This is a genomic window from Pseudomonas sp. MIACH, assembly GCF_001269925.1.
Taxonomy (GTDB): domain Bacteria; phylum Pseudomonadota; class Gammaproteobacteria; order Pseudomonadales; family Pseudomonadaceae; genus Aquipseudomonas.
In genome coordinates, this window is record NZ_LHVO01000002.1 from 487972 (window position 1) to 504727 (window position 16756).

Annotated in this window: 18 protein-coding genes; 8 read left to right on the forward strand and 10 right to left on the reverse strand. The window is 61.7% G+C overall.

The window, feature by feature from the left end:
• Positions 1–49: 49 nt before the first annotated feature.
• The 5 genes from AD670_RS02255 to AD670_RS02275 all read right to left on the reverse strand — a co-directional run bounded on the left by AD670_RS02255 (position 50) and on the right by AD670_RS02275 (position 4632).
• Positions 50–301 carry a YfhL family 4Fe-4S dicluster ferredoxin gene (locus AD670_RS02255; RefSeq protein ID WP_008364838.1) on the reverse strand — a complete coding sequence of 84 codons (252 nt, stop codon included), beginning with the start codon at positions 299–301 and terminating at the stop codon, positions 50–52.
• Positions 302–403: 102 nt separating this feature from the next.
• Positions 404–883 (reverse strand): pantetheine-phosphate adenylyltransferase, encoded by a 480-nt coding sequence (coaD, locus tag AD670_RS02260; RefSeq protein WP_003176711.1) that lies wholly within the window; start codon positions 881–883, stop codon positions 404–406.
• Positions 884–997: 114 nt separating this feature from the next.
• Positions 998–2593, reverse strand: a complete 1596-nt coding sequence (locus AD670_RS02265) for a GMC family oxidoreductase (protein ID WP_053127958.1) — start codon at positions 2591–2593, stop codon at positions 998–1000.
• A 37-nt stretch (positions 2594–2630) separates the two neighbouring features.
• Positions 2631–3176, reverse strand: a complete 546-nt coding sequence (locus tag AD670_RS02270; protein ID WP_053127960.1) for a hypothetical protein — start codon at positions 3174–3176, stop codon at positions 2631–2633.
• A gap of 28 nt (positions 3177–3204) precedes the next feature.
• Positions 3205–4632, reverse strand: coding sequence for a coniferyl aldehyde dehydrogenase (locus tag AD670_RS02275; protein WP_053127962.1), 1428 nt, complete (start codon positions 4630–4632; stop codon positions 3205–3207).
• 145 nt (positions 4633–4777) lie between these two features.
• Between AD670_RS02275 and AD670_RS02280 the strand changes: the two genes are divergently transcribed.
• Positions 4778–5449 carry a TetR/AcrR family transcriptional regulator gene (locus AD670_RS02280; RefSeq protein ID WP_053127964.1) on the forward strand — a complete coding sequence of 224 codons (672 nt, stop codon included), beginning with the start codon at positions 4778–4780 and terminating at the stop codon, positions 5447–5449.
• Positions 5450–5482: 33 nt separating this feature from the next.
• The gene (locus AD670_RS02285) at positions 5483–6337 is read left to right on the forward strand and encodes a sulfurtransferase (RefSeq protein ID WP_053127966.1); all 855 of its coding nucleotides are present in this window, start codon (positions 5483–5485) and stop codon (positions 6335–6337) included.
• Between the two features lie 30 nt (positions 6338–6367).
• Here AD670_RS02285 and AD670_RS02290 read toward each other — a convergent pair whose 3' ends face one another.
• The 4 genes from AD670_RS02290 to AD670_RS02305 are packed head-to-tail and all read right to left on the reverse strand — an operon-like array spanning position 6368 to position 10870.
• Complete coding sequence (locus tag AD670_RS02290; protein WP_053127968.1) at positions 6368–7363, reverse strand: hydrolase; 996 nt, start codon at positions 7361–7363, stop codon at positions 6368–6370.
• Positions 7364–7414: 51 nt separating this feature from the next.
• On the reverse strand, positions 7415–8032 hold the full coding sequence (gene rsmD / locus AD670_RS02295) for a 16S rRNA (guanine(966)-N(2))-methyltransferase RsmD (protein WP_053127970.1): 618 nt from the start codon (positions 8030–8032) through the stop codon (positions 7415–7417).
• Complete coding sequence (locus tag AD670_RS02300) at positions 8032–9522, reverse strand: pitrilysin family protein (RefSeq protein WP_053127972.1); 1491 nt, start codon at positions 9520–9522, stop codon at positions 8032–8034. Before AD670_RS02300 ends, rsmD begins: the two co-directional genes overlap by 1 nt.
• On the reverse strand, positions 9515–10870 hold the full coding sequence (locus AD670_RS02305; RefSeq protein WP_053127974.1) for a pitrilysin family protein: 1356 nt from the start codon (positions 10868–10870) through the stop codon (positions 9515–9517). Before AD670_RS02305 ends, AD670_RS02300 begins: the two co-directional genes overlap by 8 nt.
• A gap of 232 nt (positions 10871–11102) precedes the next feature.
• Between AD670_RS02305 and ftsY the strand changes: the two genes are divergently transcribed.
• The 4 genes from ftsY to rpoH all read left to right on the forward strand — a co-directional run bounded on the left by ftsY (position 11103) and on the right by rpoH (position 15216).
• Positions 11103–12545 carry a signal recognition particle-docking protein FtsY gene (gene ftsY / locus AD670_RS02310; protein ID WP_053127976.1) on the forward strand — a complete coding sequence of 481 codons (1443 nt, stop codon included), beginning with the start codon at positions 11103–11105 and terminating at the stop codon, positions 12543–12545.
• Entirely contained in the window at positions 12542–13213 is a 672-nt protein-coding gene (ftsE, locus tag AD670_RS02315; RefSeq protein WP_003213784.1) for a cell division ATP-binding protein FtsE, read from the forward strand. The genes ftsY and ftsE overlap by 4 nt, the downstream gene beginning before the upstream one ends.
• Entirely contained in the window at positions 13210–14232 is a 1023-nt protein-coding gene (gene ftsX, locus AD670_RS02320) for a permease-like cell division protein FtsX (protein WP_053127978.1), read from the forward strand. The genes ftsE and ftsX overlap by 4 nt, the downstream gene beginning before the upstream one ends.
• A gap of 129 nt (positions 14233–14361) precedes the next feature.
• Positions 14362–15216, forward strand: a complete 855-nt coding sequence (gene rpoH, locus AD670_RS02325; protein ID WP_003176698.1) for an RNA polymerase sigma factor RpoH — start codon at positions 14362–14364, stop codon at positions 15214–15216.
• Positions 15217–15260: 44 nt separating this feature from the next.
• Here the strand turns inward: rpoH and mtgA are convergent, their stop codons facing one another.
• Complete coding sequence (mtgA, locus tag AD670_RS02330; RefSeq protein WP_053128163.1) at positions 15261–15983, reverse strand: monofunctional biosynthetic peptidoglycan transglycosylase; 723 nt, start codon at positions 15981–15983, stop codon at positions 15261–15263.
• A 74-nt stretch (positions 15984–16057) separates the two neighbouring features.
• Between mtgA and AD670_RS02335 the strand changes: the two genes are divergently transcribed.
• Positions 16058–16438, forward strand: coding sequence for a DUF423 domain-containing protein (locus AD670_RS02335; protein WP_053127979.1), 381 nt, complete (start codon positions 16058–16060; stop codon positions 16436–16438).
• A 71-nt stretch (positions 16439–16509) separates the two neighbouring features.
• Positions 16510–16710 (forward strand): sulfur carrier protein ThiS, encoded by a 201-nt coding sequence (gene thiS / locus AD670_RS02340; protein ID WP_053127981.1) that lies wholly within the window; start codon positions 16510–16512, stop codon positions 16708–16710.
• Positions 16711–16756 lie beyond the last annotated feature (46 nt).

Below are 16756 nucleotides of genomic sequence, written 5' to 3' on the forward strand. Positions count from 1 at the left end.
CACAAATCAAGTGGGAGAGGGCTTGCCCCCGATGAGGCCCTGAAGGACTTCAGGCCTTACCGGTAATCTTCCGGTACTTCTCCATCAACTGCTCTTCCGACTCCGGATGAGCTTCATCCAGCGGAATGCAATCGACCGGGCATACCTGTTGGCACTGCGGCTCGTCGTAGTGGCCGACGCACTGGGTGCACAGGTTAGGGTCGATCACGTAGATCTCTTCGCCCTGGGAGATGGCGGCGTTCGGGCACTCGGGTTCGCAGACGTCGCAATTGATGCAATCGTCGGTGATGATCAGGGACATGGAGACTCCTGCCAGGGCTGTCAGCCAAGGCATCTGAAAACTAATGCGCGCAATTGTGCCGCATTGGCGCCCGCAGTGCGAGCGGGCGCCGATTGAGCGGTCTTACTTCTTGAATCGCAACGTCAGCGCATCAGCCACGGCCGGGTGCACGAACTTGGTGATATCCCCGCCCAAAGCGGCAATTTCACGCACCAACGTCGAGGAAATGAACGAATAACGCTCCGACGGCGTGAGGAACAGGCTTTCCACGTCCGGCGCCAGTTGGCGGTTCATGTTGGCCAACTGGAATTCGTATTCGAAGTCCGACACCGCGCGCAGGCCACGCAGGAACACATTGGCGTTCTGCTCTTTGGCGAAATGTGCGAGCAGCGTGGAAAAGCCCACCACTTCCACGTTAGGCAGGTGCTTGGTGACCTCACGCGCCAGCTCCACGCGCTGCTCCAGGGGAAACAGCGGGTTTTTCTTGGGGCTGGCCGCGACTGCGATGATCACATGGTCGAACAAGCGAGAGGCGCGTTCGACCAGATCGCCATGGCCTTTGGTAATCGGGTCGAAGGTACCTGGGTACAACACTCGGTTCATCGCGTCGTCCTGGCGGAGTCCGTTGGGGAACCGGATGGTATCGCAGCCATCCCGGTCGGCCAAGTCAACTTATGCATAAGAAAGCCGTATAGACACCGCGAATGGCGTGTTTTTTCACGCTGTTTTCAGACGTTCGGCCAAGGCTGTCGCCAATTGAGCGGTTAATCCGTACACCGACAATTGCGGGTTAGCCCCAATACTGGTGGGGAATAACGAGCCATCGTGGATCGACAGGTTGCGCAACTGGTGATGGCGACCGAGGCTGTCAGCCACCGCGTTTTTGGGATCTTCGCCCATGGCACAGCCGCCCATCACATGGGCACTGCCCAGGGTTGTCCGGTGCAATTCCAGGCTCAAACCGTCAATCACGCTACGCGCCTCGGCCAAGGTGTTCACGAACTGCGCGTCGTGGTGCATGGGCTTGACCGACTTGGCGCCCGCCGCGAACTGAATCTCGGCCATGCTGTGAAAGGCCCGGCGCAGGCCGTCCCAGGCATAGGGTGAGACCTGATAGTCGAGCACCGGTGTACCGTCACCGCGTAAGTCCACGCTGCCGCCCTGGCTGTCGGGGTGAAAGCCGTCACGCAACAGCGCGAGCATGGCGTGGGTATGCGGCAATTGGCCCATGTCCAAGGCGTTCTGCGTGCCATAGCCGCCGAACAAGGTGCTGGCTAAGCCTGGGTGCAGGGGCGGTGCTTCCAGCTTGTAGGACATTTTGCCGGTGGTGCCGTCCTGCCATTGGAAGTGGTCGGAATAGATCGACTGCGGCGCGCCGTAGAACGGGTTGATCACCTCATCGAACAGCCCGGCGGAGAAATTCACCAGATGCAAAAAGGTCCGCTTGCCCAGCCGCGAATGCGGGTCGGGGGTGCCCGAGCGCAGCAACAGTGCCGGGCTATTGATGCCGCCGCCCGACAGCACGTAATGCTTGGCCTTGACGGTGATCTTGCGCCCGGTAGGCGCCACGCAACGTTCGTCCATCGCCACACATTCCAGGCTGCTGATGGTGTCGCCGCTGTATTTGAGGTGCTCGGCGCGCGCTAGGTAGAGCAGTTCACCGCCTTTTTCCAGGGTGGACGGAATGGTGGTCACCAGCATCGACTGCTTGGCGTTGACCGGGCAGCCCATGCCGCAATAACCCAGGTTGAAGCAGCCACGCACGTTGCGCGGGATCACATGCCAGCTGTAGCCGAGCTTTTCGCAGCCTTTGCGGATCACATCATTGTTGGCATTCGGGGGGATGGCCCACGGCGCGATGCCCAGGCGCTGCTCCATCTTTTCAAACCACGGTGCCATCTCCGCGCTGCTGTGACCTTTGATCGCGTACTCGCTGGCCCAATGGCTAAGGGTGGCGTCCGGGGTGCGGAAGCTGGAGGTCCAGTTGATCAGCGTGGTGCCACCCACCGCACGGCCCTGCAGGATGGTGATCGCGCCGTCCTTGCTCATGCGACCGATACCTTCCTGATACAGGCTGGCGTAGGCCTCGTCCTCCAGCAGCTTAAAGTCGCTGCTGGTCTTGAGCGGGCCTTCTTCGATCAACAGCACTTTGTAGCCGGCGGCGCTGAGGATCTCGGCAGTGGTGCCGCCACCGGCGCCGCTGCCGATAATGGCCACGTCGGCTTCCAGGGTCAGGTCGCTGTCGAGGGCGGCGCCATTGTGGGTTTTCCAGCCGCGGGCCAGGCCGTCGCGGAACAGATCGGGTACGGGCATCAGGGTCGTCTCTTGTTTTTATTGTGAGGGATGCAATTCAGATCTTCGGCGGGCCGGGGTAACCGCAATGCGCCCAAGACGCCGGCCGGAAGTACCAGGCCATGATCACCAGCTTGAGCAGTGAGCCCTGGCCCATGCGCAGCAGGTTCAGGTAGCTGTTTTCCCAGCGGTGCAGGAAGTTGCGGATCTGCTCGCTACTGGCGTTTTCCCAACTGCCCCAGATACCGGTCAACGGCCCGCGCGTAATGCCCATGCCGAGCACATCGAACAGCTGTTGGGTGAGCTTGAACATCTCCGGCGACAGGTGCTGCAGGCTGTAGTCGAGTTTTTTCAACGTGTCTTCAATCCCGGCGACCACATCCTGGGCGCTGGCCACGCCTTCGAGCAGTACCGGGATCACCGCGCGCAGAAACGGCAGGTCACTGCTGCGCAACATGGCATAGCCGCTGGCCGGGGTGCTGCTGGAGCAGCCGCTGAGGCTGGCGCCCAGCCCGGCCGTGGCCAGGAAGGCGCTGGCGCACAGACCGATTTTCAAGACGCCGCGCCGCGACAGCGCGGGTGAATCCGTGAGGCTAGGGTTCATTGTTATTGTTATCCCGTGGGTGGCGGTGTCAGCGGACAAACAACTTCTGGATCAGTTTTTGGATCGATTTGCCGTAGGGCGGGTAGATCAATTTCGCCGCGTTCAGGCGCTGTTTCACCAGCACGCCCTTGGCCTTGCTGAACGTCAGGAACCCTTCATGGCCGTGGTAGTGGCCCATGCCCGAAGGGCCGATGCCGCCAAACGGCATGTCGTCCTGGGCCACGTGCAAGAGGGTGTCGTTCAGGCAGACACCGCCGGAGTGGGTCTCGTGGAGTACCCGGTCCTGCTCGCGTTTGTTGTAGCCGAAGTAATACAGGGCGAGCGGGCGAGGGCGCTGGTTGATGTAGGCAAAGGCTTGGTCGATGCCGCGATAAGGCACGATCGGCAGTACCGGGCCGAAGATTTCGTCCTGCATCACGGTCATGTCATCGCTGACATTCAGCAGCAGGCTATGGGCCATGCGCCGTGCCTGGCCCTGGTCGTACAACGGAACCAAGGTGGCGCCCTTGTCGGTGGCGTCCTTGACGTAGGCATTGAGCCGGGCCAGTTGCCGCTCGTTGATGATAGCGGTGTAGTCCGGGTTGTCGGCCAGCGTCGGATAAAACCCGCGAACCGCCTTGCTGTAGGCCTCGACGAAACCCTCCACGCGGTCCTCCGGCACCAGCACGTAGTCCGGGGCCACGCAGGTTTGCCCGGCGTTCAGGGCCTTACCGAAGGCGATGCGCTCGGCGGCGTCCTTGAGCGGCACGTCGGCGGAGACGATGGCCGGCGACTTGCCGCCCAGTTCCAGGGTGACCGGCGTGAGGTGTTCGGCAGCGGCGCGCATCACATGCTTGCCAATACTGGTAGCGCCGGTAAACAGCAGGTGATGGAAGCGCAGCTTGGAAAACGCCATGCCCACTTCGGCCTCGCCCAGTACCACGCACACCAGGTCCTCGGGGAAAATCCTGGCCAGCAATGTCTTGAGCAGTTCGCCGGTGGCAGGTGTGGATTCGCTGAGCTTGAGCATCACCCGGTTGCCCGCCGCCAATGCGCCCACCAATGGTCCGATCGCCAGGTACAGGGGGTAATTCCACGGCACGATCACGCCGACCACACCCAGCGGTTGGTAAATGACTTTGGCTGACGCGGGTTGAAAGGCCAGGCCTACAGCGCGGCGGGAAGGTTTCATCCAGCCTTTGAGGTGTTTGCTGGCGTAGTGAATGCCATGCAGGCTGGGCATCAGTTCGGCGAACAGGGTTTCGTCGGCGCTGCGGTGGCTGAAATCCTGGCTGATCGCATGGATCAGTGCCTGGCGCTCATCACTGAGCAAATCCCGCAAGGCCTTGAGCCACTGCTGGCGCTGTGCCGCTGGCGGCATCGGGTGGGCAGCGTAGGCGCGCCGTTGGGCGTCGAACAGGTCCTGGAGTTGATCCAGCGCCTGGGAGTCTTGCAGGTAGGCAACGTGGGCAGACATGGCGCAGCACCGATTGTTATTGGTCTGCCTGGATTTTTAGAGTCATTGCTCTAAATTGTCAAATAACATTGCAGCAACATGCAGATTTATCCTGGCAAGGATAGGCCGTAAGATGTTCTATCACGTGTACAGAAGCTGATTCCCTATGGCACCACGAGTAAAGACCAGCGAACGCATTGTGCAAACCAGCCTGGAGCTTTTTAACCAGCAGGGCGAGCGCAGTATCAGCACCAACCATATCGCCGCCCATATGGAAATTTCGCCGGGCAACCTGTACTACCACTTCCCCAACAAGCAGGCGATCATCGCTGTGCTGTTCCGCGAATATGAAGCGTTGGTGGACACTTTCCTGCGTCCGCCCCAGGGGCGAGCCATGTTGGTGGAAGACAAGCGCTTCTACCTCCAGGCCCTGCTGGCTGGCATGTGGCGCTACCGTTTTCTGCACCGCGACCTTGAGCACCTGCTGGAGAGCGACCCGGAACTGGCTACGGGCTATCGGCGTTTTTCCCAGCGGTGCCTGATCCAGGGTGGCGCCATTTACCAAGGGTTTGTGGATGCGGGCATCTTGAATATGGACCCGGTGCAAACCGAAGCCCTGACCCTCAACGCCTGGATCATCCTCACCTCCTGGGTGCGTTTCTTGTGTACCACCAATGAAAACTCCGCCCACTTGAGTGCCGAAGCCATTAAGCGCGGGGTGTATCAGGTGCTGGTGCTGGAGGCGGGCTTTGTCACGCCCCAGGCAAAAGAAGCGGTGGATGCGCTGTTCAAAGAGTTTTACGTGCCGTTGAAGCAGGCACTGGAAGAAGTGAAGTAGGACCTTTCCCGAATCTGTTCACAGGAGTCCGCCATGCCGCTTGCCCAACTGATCAGCCCCCAGCAATTGGCCGAGCGCCAGAACACCGCCGGGCTGGTGATCCTGGATTGCCGTTTTGCCCTGGAAGACCCGGACTACGGACGTTGCAGTTACGCCGAGGGGCATATCGACGGCGCGCAATATGCTGATCTTGAGCGCCATCTCAGCGGGCCGGTGATCAAGGGCGTGACCGGTCGTCACCCGTTGCCGGCGGCGGGCACCTTTGCCGAGCAACTGCGGGCCTGGGGTGTGAGTGCCGATACCGACGTGGTGCTTTACGACGACGGTCCTGGTGCCTATGCCGCCCGCGCCTGGTGGTTGCTGGCCTGGCTGGGCAAGCGCGACGGCGTATTTATCCTGGATGGGGGGCTCAAGGCCTGGCATGCGGCGGGTTTCCCGTTGAGCCTGGATGCGCCGGTCGTCGAGCGCGGGACGTTTGCCGGTACACCGGACAATCGCCTGCTGCTGGATGCCGAACACCTGCAAAAACGTCTGGGCCAACCCGGCCTGACCTTGATCGATGCCCGCGCCCAACCGCGTTTTCGCGGCGAGGTGGAGCCTATCGACCCGATTGCTGGGCACATTCCCGGTGCGCAATGTGCGGCGTTCAACGAAAACCTGGGCAGTGATGGGCGTTTCCTGCCGGCCGAGCAACTCAAGCAACGCTTTGCTGCGCAGTTGCAGGGGCGCTCGCCGGAAGAACTGGTGGCGTATTGCGGCTCGGGCGTGACGGCCTGCCACAACCTGTTCGCCCTGAGCCTGGCGGGTTACCCGTTGGGCAAGTTGTATGCGGGGTCGTGGAGCGAGTGGATTACTGATCCTGCGCGGGCAATTGCTACGGGTGACTGAGTTCCCGGTCGTATAAACCCTCCCACATGCTCAACCGTGTTGCGCCAGTAGCCAGTGGGGAATGCGCCGCTCCAGGTAGTAGCTGGGGCGTTTCAGTGAACCCTCGACGAAGCCCACATGCCCACCTTTGGCCGTCAGCTCAAATTCGGTGCAGGCCGACAGCTCACTGGCCTCGGGCAAGCTGTGGGCGAATACGAACGGGTCGTCGGCAGCCTGGATTATCAACGTCGGCGTGCGGATAGCCCCCAGGTAGTAGCGACTCGATGCGCGGCGGTAATAGTCCTCGGCACTCAAGAACCCGTGCAGCGGCGCGGTGACCCGGCCATCGAAGTCCCAGAAGGTGCGCATCTTCTCCAGCGAGCCAAGCGCTTCCAGGGTTTTCAGCCCGTCCGCGCGGCCATCCTGTAAAAAACGGCGTTGTTTGACGCGGATATACGCGAGCATTTCACGCATGAAGTGCTTTTGATAAACCCGCGAAAAGCCGAGTCCGATGCGGTCCGCGCATTGGTCCAGCCGAAACGGCACCGATACCGCCGCCGCGCCTTGCAGCCCGGATGCCTCGCCGGTTTCCCCCAGGTGCTTGAGTAGCACATTGCCGCCCAGCGAATAACCCACCGCATACAGCGGCGCCAACGGCCGCTTGGCGCGCAGGTGCGCAATCGCGGCGGCGAGGTCTTCGCTGGCGCCTGAGTGATAGCTTCGTGCCAACAGGTTGGGCTCGCCCGAACAGCCGCGCCAGTTCAAGGCCGCACTGGCCCAGCCTTGACCCGCGAGGACTTTTTGCAGGCCGGCCACATAGGGGGAATTGGATGAGCCGGTCAGCCCATGCAGGACCAGCACCAACGGCGCCTGTGCGTCATGGGGGCCATGCCAGTCGAGGTCCAGAAAATCGCCGTCTTCCAGCCACAGGCGTTCGCGTTGGCGTTCGATATGGGTAGTCGGCCGCCACAGCGGCCCCCACAGGGTTTGCAGGTGAGGGTTGCCGAGGCCGAAGGCGGGGGTGAATGGGTTGGAGGACGGTGTCATGAAACTCTCAGTTTTGAGCTAACTCACCACAGCAAACGTGCTCGCCACAGATTAAGCGACGCTGTCGACCAACCGATGCCACAACGCGTAATACACCCGACCGGACTTCTGCTCCCGGTGCAGGCGCCACGCGCCCGGCAAGCCCAGGCTAGACGGCGCGGTCTCGCTTTCGGTGTAGATCCACGCGTCCGGTGCTAACCATTCGCGCTCTTCGAGCAAGGTGCACACGGTCGGCAGCAGGTTCTGATTGAACGGCGGGTCGAGGAACACCACGTCGTAGGCGCTGGCGGCCTGGGTTTCCAGGTAGCGCAGGGCGTCGGCAGTCTGTACCTGGCCGTTGGTGCAGCGCAGGGTGCCCAGGTGTTCCTTGAGGCTGGACACCGCGACATTGCTGGCATCCAGCGCCTGGGCCTGGGCTGCGCCACGGGACAGCGCCTCCAGGAACAGCGCGCCACTGCCGGCGAACGGGTCCAGCACCTTGGCGCCGGCAATGTACGGCGCGAGCCAGTTGAACAAGGTTTCACGCACGCGATCCGGCGTTGGGCGCAGGCCCACGACGTCGGGGAAGCTCAGCTTGCGGCTGCCCCATTCACCGCCAATGATGCGCAGTTGGCCCACACCGTTATGCACGTTGTGGACAGGTTTTTTCGGGCGAGATGAACTGGCCATTAATGCTCCGGAACCCCGAGCGGCTGCTCGGCAGGTTTATCAGTGGGGGGCGGTAGTGGCTTTTGCGCAGTCGTTGGGCCGGCGGTCACGATGACCATCTTGTCGGCGCTCAAGTGTTTGTTCAAGGCAGCCTTGACCTGCTCTACGGTCAGGGCCTGGGATTGTTTCATGAAATCTTCCAGATAGCTCAGCGGCAGGTTGTAGAAACCCATGGCGCCCAGTTGTCCGACGATATCGGCGTTGCTCGCGGTGGACAGCGGGAAGCTGCCGGCCAGCTCGCGCTTGGCGTCATCCAGTTCCTTTTGCGTCGGACCGGTCTTGAGGTAGTCGGCCAGCACGTCTTCGACCAGGCGCAGGGTGCCGCCGCTCATTTCGGCGCGGGTCTGCAGGTTGATCATGAACGGGCCACGCACTTGCATCGGCGAGAAGCCGGAATACACACCGTAGGTCAGGCCACGCTTTTCGCGCACTTCGCTCATCAAGCGGGTGCCGAAGCCTCCGCCGCCGAGGATCTGGTTGCCCAGGGACAGGGCCGCGTAGTCCGGGTCGGCGCGGTCGATGCCCAATTGGGCGAACAGCAGGTGAGTCTGTTTGGACGGGAACTCGATATGGCTCAGGCCGGCCTTGGGTTCGGTCGGCTGGGCGATCTTCGCCATGGCCGGGCCCTTGGGCAGCGAGGCGGACACTTTGGCCGTCATCGCTTCGGCTTCGGCGCGGGTCAAATCACCGACCACGGCAATCACGGCATTACCTGCCGCATAGGCCTTGGCGTGGAACGCCTGCAACTGTGCGAGGGTAATCTTCGGAACGCTTTGCGGCGTGCCTTCGCTCGGGTGAGCGTATGGGTGATCGCCGTACAGGCGCTTGAACAGCTCCAGGCTCGCCAGTTTGCCGGGGTTCTGCTTCTGGTATTCAAAGCCGGCGAGGATCTGGTTCTTGATCCGCGCCAGGGAGTCGGCGGGGAAGGTCGGCTTGCCGATCACATCGTCAAACAGTGCCAGGGCGGCCTCGCGTTTAGCGCTGTCGCTCAGGCTGCGCAGGGACACCAGCGCCATATCGCGGTAGGCGCCATTGCCAAAGTCGGCGCCCAGGCCTTCAAACCCGCTGGCAATCTGGCTCACATCCTTGCCCGGTACGCCTTCGTTGAGCATGGCGTTGGTCATCAGCGCCAGGCCCGGCACGTCGCCGTCCTGGCTGCTGCCGGCAGCGAACAGGATGCGCATGTCGAACATCGGCAGTTCATGGGCTTCGACGAACAGCACCTTGGCGCCTTCGGCGGTGGTCCAGGTTTGCACGTCGAGCTTGCGGTTGGTCGGCGCCTTGCCGTCCAGCTCCGCCAGGGATTGCAGTTTGTTGGCCGATTGAGCCTTGTCCAGCGCCTGGCTGGCAACGGACTCACTCGGGCGCAGGAAATACACGGCACTCGCCGCGATCAGGGTAACGGCGATCAGGCCCGGCAGGATCAGGCGGCTGCTTTTGCGATCACTCATGAGCGGTCTCCTCAGGCAAAACATGGGCGACGCTCAGACGTTCGCGGGTGAAATAGGTGCGCGCGGCCTTCTGGATATCTTCCGGGGTCACGCTTTGCAGGTCGGCCAGTTCGGTGTCCATAAGCTTCCAGGACAGGCCCACGGTTTCCAGGGAGCCGATGGCCGTGGCCTGGCTGGTGATGGAATCGCGCTGGTACACCAGGCCGGCGATGACCTGGGCACGGATGCGCTCCAGTTCTTCGGCGGTAGGTGGCTTGGCTTTAAGCTCTTCCAGCAGGCGCCACAGGCCAGCTTCGGCTTGGGCGACGGTCTTTTTCTTTTGCTGGTTCGGGGTGGCCGAGAGGGTGAACAGGCTGTCTCCGCGAGTGTAGGCGTCGTAGCTGGTGGACGCGGCGGATACCAGTTCTTCACCGCGCTCCAACTGCTCGGAGATCCGTGCGCTGTAGCCGCCGTCCAGCAGGCCCGAGATCAGGCGCAGGGCTTGGACCGAGCGCTTGTCTTCGGCTGTGGCCAGGCCAGGTACGTTGAAGCCCAGGATCACGCTCGGCAATTGGGTCTGCACATGGAGGGTCAGCAGGCGCTCGCCGGGCTCGGCCAGCTCCATCGGAACCTTGGCGGGTGGTACGTCGCGCTTGGGGATCGGGCCAAAGTAACGCTGGGCGAGGTTTTTTACCTCGTCCGGCGTGACGTCGCCGACCACGACCAGGGTGGCGTTGTTCGGCACGTACCAGGACTGGTACCAGTGGCGCAGTTCCTCGACCTTCATGCGATCGAGGTCGGCCATCCAGCCGATGGTCGGCGTGTGGTAGCCGCTGGCCGGGAAGGCCATCGCCTTGAAGCGCTCGAAGGCCTTGGACATCGGGTTGTCGTCGGTGCGCAGGCGGCGCTCTTCCTTGATGACTTCGATTTCGCGGCTGAACTCGTCGGCCGGCAGGCGCAGGCTGGCCATGCGGTCGGCTTCCAGCTCAAAGGCGACGCCCAGGCGGTCACGGGCCAGCACCTGGTAGTAGGCGGTGTAGTCATCGCTGGTGAAGGCGTTTTCTTCGGCGCCCAGGTCACGCAGGATCAGCGAGGCTTCGCCGGGGCCAACCTTGGCGCTGCCCTTGAACATCATGTGTTCCAAGGCGTGGGACAAACCGGTCTGGCCCGGGGTCTCGTAGCTCGAACCAACCTTGTACCAGACCTGGGAAACCACTACTGGCGCGCGATGGTCTTCGCGCACGACCACCTTGAGGCCGTTATCCAGGGTGAATTCATGGGTGGGTTGTGGGTCGGCAGCCAAGGCTGAAAGGGGCAGACAAACTGTGCTGAACAGCAGGCCTGCGGCGTGGCGGGCTAGAGCATTCATTCGTTTTTAAACCTGTTGGGCTGCCCGCTTGGTCTTAGCGTCGGCGGGCGAGGAGGTGCTAGGATACTGATCCGACCTAGAGACGGCCACTATGGCTGTCTTGTTAAGGCCCTATTTAGGCCTTACAAAATGTTGCGCATGAACGAGCTGGCTAAAAAACAGTCTGTTACGCATCGAATTTTATTTACCGATGCGCCCCTTGGCGCGTCGCTACCTTGAGATAGCCGTCTCCATGTTTGGTTCCAACGACGACAAGAAGACCCCAGCTGCGGCTGGCGAGAAGAAAGGCCTGTTCGGATGGCTGCGCAAAAAGCCGCAGGAAACCGTCGCTGAACAGCCACAGGTTCAAGCTGAGCCGATCCCCGATCCTATAGTAGAAGCCGAGCCCGTTGCCGAAGCGCCGGCGCCGGTCGTGTTGCCGATGGCTGAGCCGGTGCTGCAACCGGTGGCCGATGGGGTGCCGGAACCTGAGCCCGAGCATAAGCCGTGGCCGGAACTGCCGGTGCCCGAAGAGCCCGTGGCGCTGGTTGACGACGTGCAGGCTGAGCATGTGGCGCCGCCGATTCCGGTGGTTATCGAGCCGGCTCCTGTCGTGGTCGCAGAGCCGGCGCCTGTGGCTGTGAGCGAGCCGACGCCCGTTGCGGTTGTCGCACCAGTGGTTGAGCCGGTCCCCGTCGAGGTTGCCGCTCCCGCCGTTATCGAATCGCCCGTTGAGCCCGAGCCCGTCGCTCCTGTGGAAACCGGCAAGACCGGCTTCTTCGCCCGCCTCAAGCAAGGCCTGAGCAAGACCAGCGCCAGCATCGGCGAGGGTATGGCCAGCCTGTTCCTCGGCAAGAAGGTGATTGACGATGAGTTGCTGGAAGACATCGAAACCCGCCTGCTGACCGCCGACGTGGGCGTCGAAGCCACTGCTGTGATCATCCAGAGCCTGACCCAGAAGGTCGCGCGCAAGCAGTTGACCGATGCCGACGCCCTCTACAAATCCTTGCAGGCCGAGCTGGCTGCGATGCTCAAACCCGTGGAAGCACCGCTGGTGATCACCCCGAACAAGCCGTTCGTGATCCTGGTCGTGGGCGTCAACGGCGCCGGCAAGACCACCACCATCGGCAAACTGGCCAAGAAGCTGCAGTCGGAAGGCAAGAAAGTCATGCTCGCCGCCGGCGACACCTTCCGCGCCGCAGCCGTTGAGCAACTGCAGGTTTGGGGCGAGCGCAACAAGATCCCGGTTATTGCCCAGCACACCGGCGCCGATTCCGCCTCGGTGATCTTCGACGCCGTGCAAGCCGCCAAGGCTCGCAACATCGACGTGCTGATCGCGGATACCGCCGGTCGCCTGCACACCAAAGACAACCTGATGGAAGAGCTGAAGAAAGTCCGCCGCGTGATCGGCAAGCTTGACGCAGACGCCCCGCACGAGGTGTTGCTGGTGCTGGACGCCGGTACTGGCCAGAACGCCATCAGCCAGGCCAAACAATTCAACCAGACGGTCCAACTGACCGGCCTGGCCTTGACTAAGCTCGACGGCACGGCCAAAGGCGGTGTGATCTTCGCCCTGGCCAAGCAGTTCGGGTTGCCGATTCGTTATATCGGTGTCGGTGAAGGCATCGACGACCTGCGCACCTTTGAAGCCGAACCCTTTGTACAGGCACTGTTTGCCGAGCGGGAGCGTTCATGATTCGATTCGAACAGGTCGGTAAACGCTATGCCAACGGGCATGTCGGCTTGCATGAGCTGAGCTTTCGAGTGCGTCGCGGCGAGTTCTTGTTTGTTACCGGTCACTCGGGCGCCGGCAAAAGTACGCTGTTGCGCCTGCTGCTGGCCATGGAACGCCCGACCACGGGCAAGTTGCTGCTGGCGGGCCAGGACCTGGCCACCATCAGTAATGCGCAGATTCCGTTCCTGCGCCGCCAGATCGGCGTAGTGTTCCAGAACCACCAGTTGCTGTTCGATCGCACGGTGTTCAACAACATTGCGCTGCCCTTGCAGATTCTTGGGTTGTCCAAGGCCGAAATCGTCAAGCGTGTGGATTCGGCCCTGGAGCGCGTGGCGCTGTCAGACAAGACCGACCTCTACCCCGGCGACCTGTCCACCGGCCAGCAACAACGCGTCGGCATTGCTCGCGCCATCGTTCACCGTCCGGCCCTGCTGCTGGCGGACGAACCCACCGGTAACCTCGACCCGCGCCTGGCGGCCGAGATCATGGGCGTGTTCGAAGACATCAACCGTTTGGGCACCAGCGTACTGATCGCCAGTCACGACCTGGCGCTGATCGCCCGCATGCGCCACCGCATGCTGACCCTGCAACGCGGTCGTCTGATCGGTGACGGGGAGGCTGGCGTATGAGTGCGACACGTAGCCCCAAGGTTTCCGAGCGCGTGGCGCCGAAACCGGCCGATCCGCAACCGAAGAAGAAAAAGCACGACGAAGACGACGGCCCGGACTTCAGCACCCTGCTGCGCGCCTGGATCGAAAGCCATCGCGCCAGCCTGCTGGACAGCCTGCGTCGCCTGGGCAAGCAGCCGATCGGCAGCTTTTTTACCTGCCTGGTGATGGCCGTGGCCCTCAGCCTGCCGATGGGCTTGTCGCTGCTGCTTAATAATGTCGAGCGCCTGGGAGGTTCCTGGCAGCGTGCGGCGCAGATTTCGCTGTACCTGAACCTGGATGCCAGTACCAAGGAAGGCGAAGCGCTACGGGACGATATCAAGAACATGCCGGGCGTCGCGGACGCCGAGTACGTCAGTCGCGACCAGGCCCTCGAGGAGTTCCAGCAACAGTCCGGCCTGGGCGAGGCGCTTAAAGAGCTGCCGCAGAACCCGTTGCCGGGTGTGGTCCTGGTGACGCCGAATGAAGTCGACAAGGCGGGCCTTGAAGCCCTGCGACAAAAACTCGCAGAGATGCCCAAGGTGCAACAGGCGCAACTTGATCTAGTCTGGGTAGAGCGCCTGGCGGCGATCCTCAAGCTGGGCGACCGCTTTGTGTTCGGCCTGACAGTGCTGCTGGTGTCTGCATTACTTTTGGTGATAGGTAATACCATTCGTCTTCATATTGAAAACCGTCGCACCGAGATAGAAGTGATTAAACTGGTCGGCGGCACGGACAGCTATGTGCGTCGGCCTTTTCTGTACATGGGTGCGCTTTATGGCCTGGGTGCGGGGATTTTGTCCTGGGGCGTGCTGGCGTTCGGCCTGAACTGGCTGAACGACGCAGTCGTTGGGCTTGCCGGCTTGTACGGCAGTGATTTTGCTTTGGCCGGGGTACCGGTGGCCGATGGTCTGTCGCTCTTGCTTGGCGCGGTATTGTTGGGTTATATCGGTGCCTGGATTGCGGTCGCACGGCATTTACGTGAGCTGGCACCGAAGTAGTTAATGTCAGATTAATGTGGTTTCGTTTGTATTGACCGTATCAGTGGTTTAGGGAACTTGTCCTACGGTTTCCGGTCAATTTTCGCAGTGCTGAACTGCACGAGTTATGTGAGTCGGAGGTTTTTTCGTATGACCACTTCTTTGCAACCTGCTTATGCCTTGGTCCCGGGTGCGAACCTGGAAGCCTATGTGCACACGGTTAACAGCATTCCATTGCTGACGCCCGAGCAGGAGCGTGAACTGGCCGAGAGTCTCTACTATGAGCAGGATTTGGGGGCGGCTCGGCAGATGGTGCTCGCCCACCTGCGATTTGTCGTACATATCGCCCGTAGCTATAGCGGCTACGGCTTGGCCCAGGCTGACCTGATCCAGGAAGGCAACGTCGGCCTGATGAAGGCTGTGAAGCGCTTTAACCCTGAAATGGGTGTGCGCCTGGTGTCGTTTGCCGTGCACTGGATCAAGGCGGAAATCCACGAGTTCATCCTGCGCAACTGGCGCATCGTGAAAGTCGCGACCACCAAGGCCCAGCGCAAGCTGTTCTTCAACCTGCGCAGCCAGAAGAAACGCCTGGCGTGGCTGAACAACGAGGAAGTCCATCGCGTGGCTGAAAGCCTCGGCGTGGAGCCCCGTGAAGTGCGCGAGATGGAAAGCCGCCTGACCGGACATGACATGGCCTTTGACCCGGCCGCGGAAGCGGACGACGACAGCGCCTTCCAATCGCCGGCCAACTACCTGGAAGACCACCGGTACGACCCGGCGCGCCAACTGGAAGACGCCGACTGGAGCGACAACTCCAACCACAACCTGCACGAAGCGCTGGAAGTGCTGGACGATCGCAGCCGGGACATCCTCTACCAGCGCTGGCTGGCGGAAGAAAAAGCCACGCTGCACGACCTGGCGCAGAAGTACAACGTGTCGGCCGAGCGGATTCGTCAGCTTGAAAAGAGCGCGATGAACAAGCTGAAACTGTCCATCGCTGCTTAAAAGTGTGGGAGGGGGCAAGCCCCTCCCACATTTTTTTGTGTGTATCAGTCGGACCAAGGCGCTTTGCGAGAGTTGTTCAGTTCCACCAGATAACCATCCCCACCCAACTGGCTCATCTGCTGGCGAATCCACGCCGCTCGCCGCGCCACATACGCGGTCGGATGACTGGCACTCCACACCCGTGGATTAGGCAGCACCGCCGCCAGATAGCTGGCCTGCTGCCGGGACAGTCCCTTGGCGCTCACCCCAAAGTGATGCCGCGCCGCCGCTTCCGCGCCAAACACGCCTTCATCCCATTCCACGCTGTTGAGGTACACCTCAAGAATGCGCTGTTTGGGCCACAGCACCTCGATCAGCCCGGTAAACCAAGCCTCCAGGCCTTTGCGCAAATAGCTGCGACCGGCCCACAGGAACAGGTTTTTCGATACTTGCTGGCTCAGCGTACTGGCGCCACGGATCGAACCACCGCGTTCGTTGTGCACCAGCGCCGCCTGGATCGCACCGAAATCGAAGCCCCAATGCTGCGGGAAGCGCTGGTCTTCACCGGCCATCACCGCCACTTTGAGGTCATCGGCGATCTCGTCCCACGGCACCCAGGTACGCTGCAGGTCAATGGGTTCGCCGTCGAACCAGGATTCGACCTTGCGCTCCACCATCAGCGCGGTGAAGGGCGGCGGGACGACACGGAACAGCAGCACCAGCAAGACACTGCCGATGGCAAACCATTTCACGACATTGAGAAAGCGTTTGAAGAGGAGACGCAGCATAGAGATGGCTTGGCCGAACCCGTTGAGCGGGCCATTATACAGACCCTGTCCCATGAGTCTGACTGGAGTTCCTCATGCTGCGTAGCTTTCTGATGCTGGCTGCCTTTTTCGGCTTCACCGGTGTCGCCCTGGGTGCGTTCGCCGCCCATGGCCTGAAAAACCGTCTGAGCGCCGAATACCTGGCGATCTTTCACACCGGCGTAACCTACCAACTGGTTCACACCTTGGCGCTGTTCGGTGTGGCGCTGCTGGCCGCGCATATTCCTGGGCGACTGGTCACGTGGGCGGGTGTGTCGTTCGTTGTCGGCATTGTGCTGTTCTCCGGCAGCCTGTACGCGTTGACCATGACCGGCATCAGCAAACTGGGGATCATCACGCCATTTGGCGGGCTGGCGTTCCTGCTGGGTTGGTTCTTCCTGGGCTTGGCGGCCTGGCGCATGCAACTGACCGCTTGACGCTTGGAGCTGACCTTCAGGTCCCAATCGGGCTAGAATGCTGGCCCCTAAAAACGATGGCGGCCCGTGGCATGCGCATTCAGTTGAACGGCGAATCCTTTGAACTGCCCGACGGTGAAACCGTTGCGGCCCTGCTGACCCGTCTGGACCTGACCGGGCGTCGCGTTGCAGTGGAGCTCAATCAGGATATCGTCCCGCGTAGCCAGCACGGCGAGACCGCGCTCACCGAAGGTGATCAGGTCGAAGTGGTCCACGCCATCGGTGGCGGCTAGGCATCCGCCCCCCGAATTCTGCAGAACCTCACCCCATTTCGAGGAT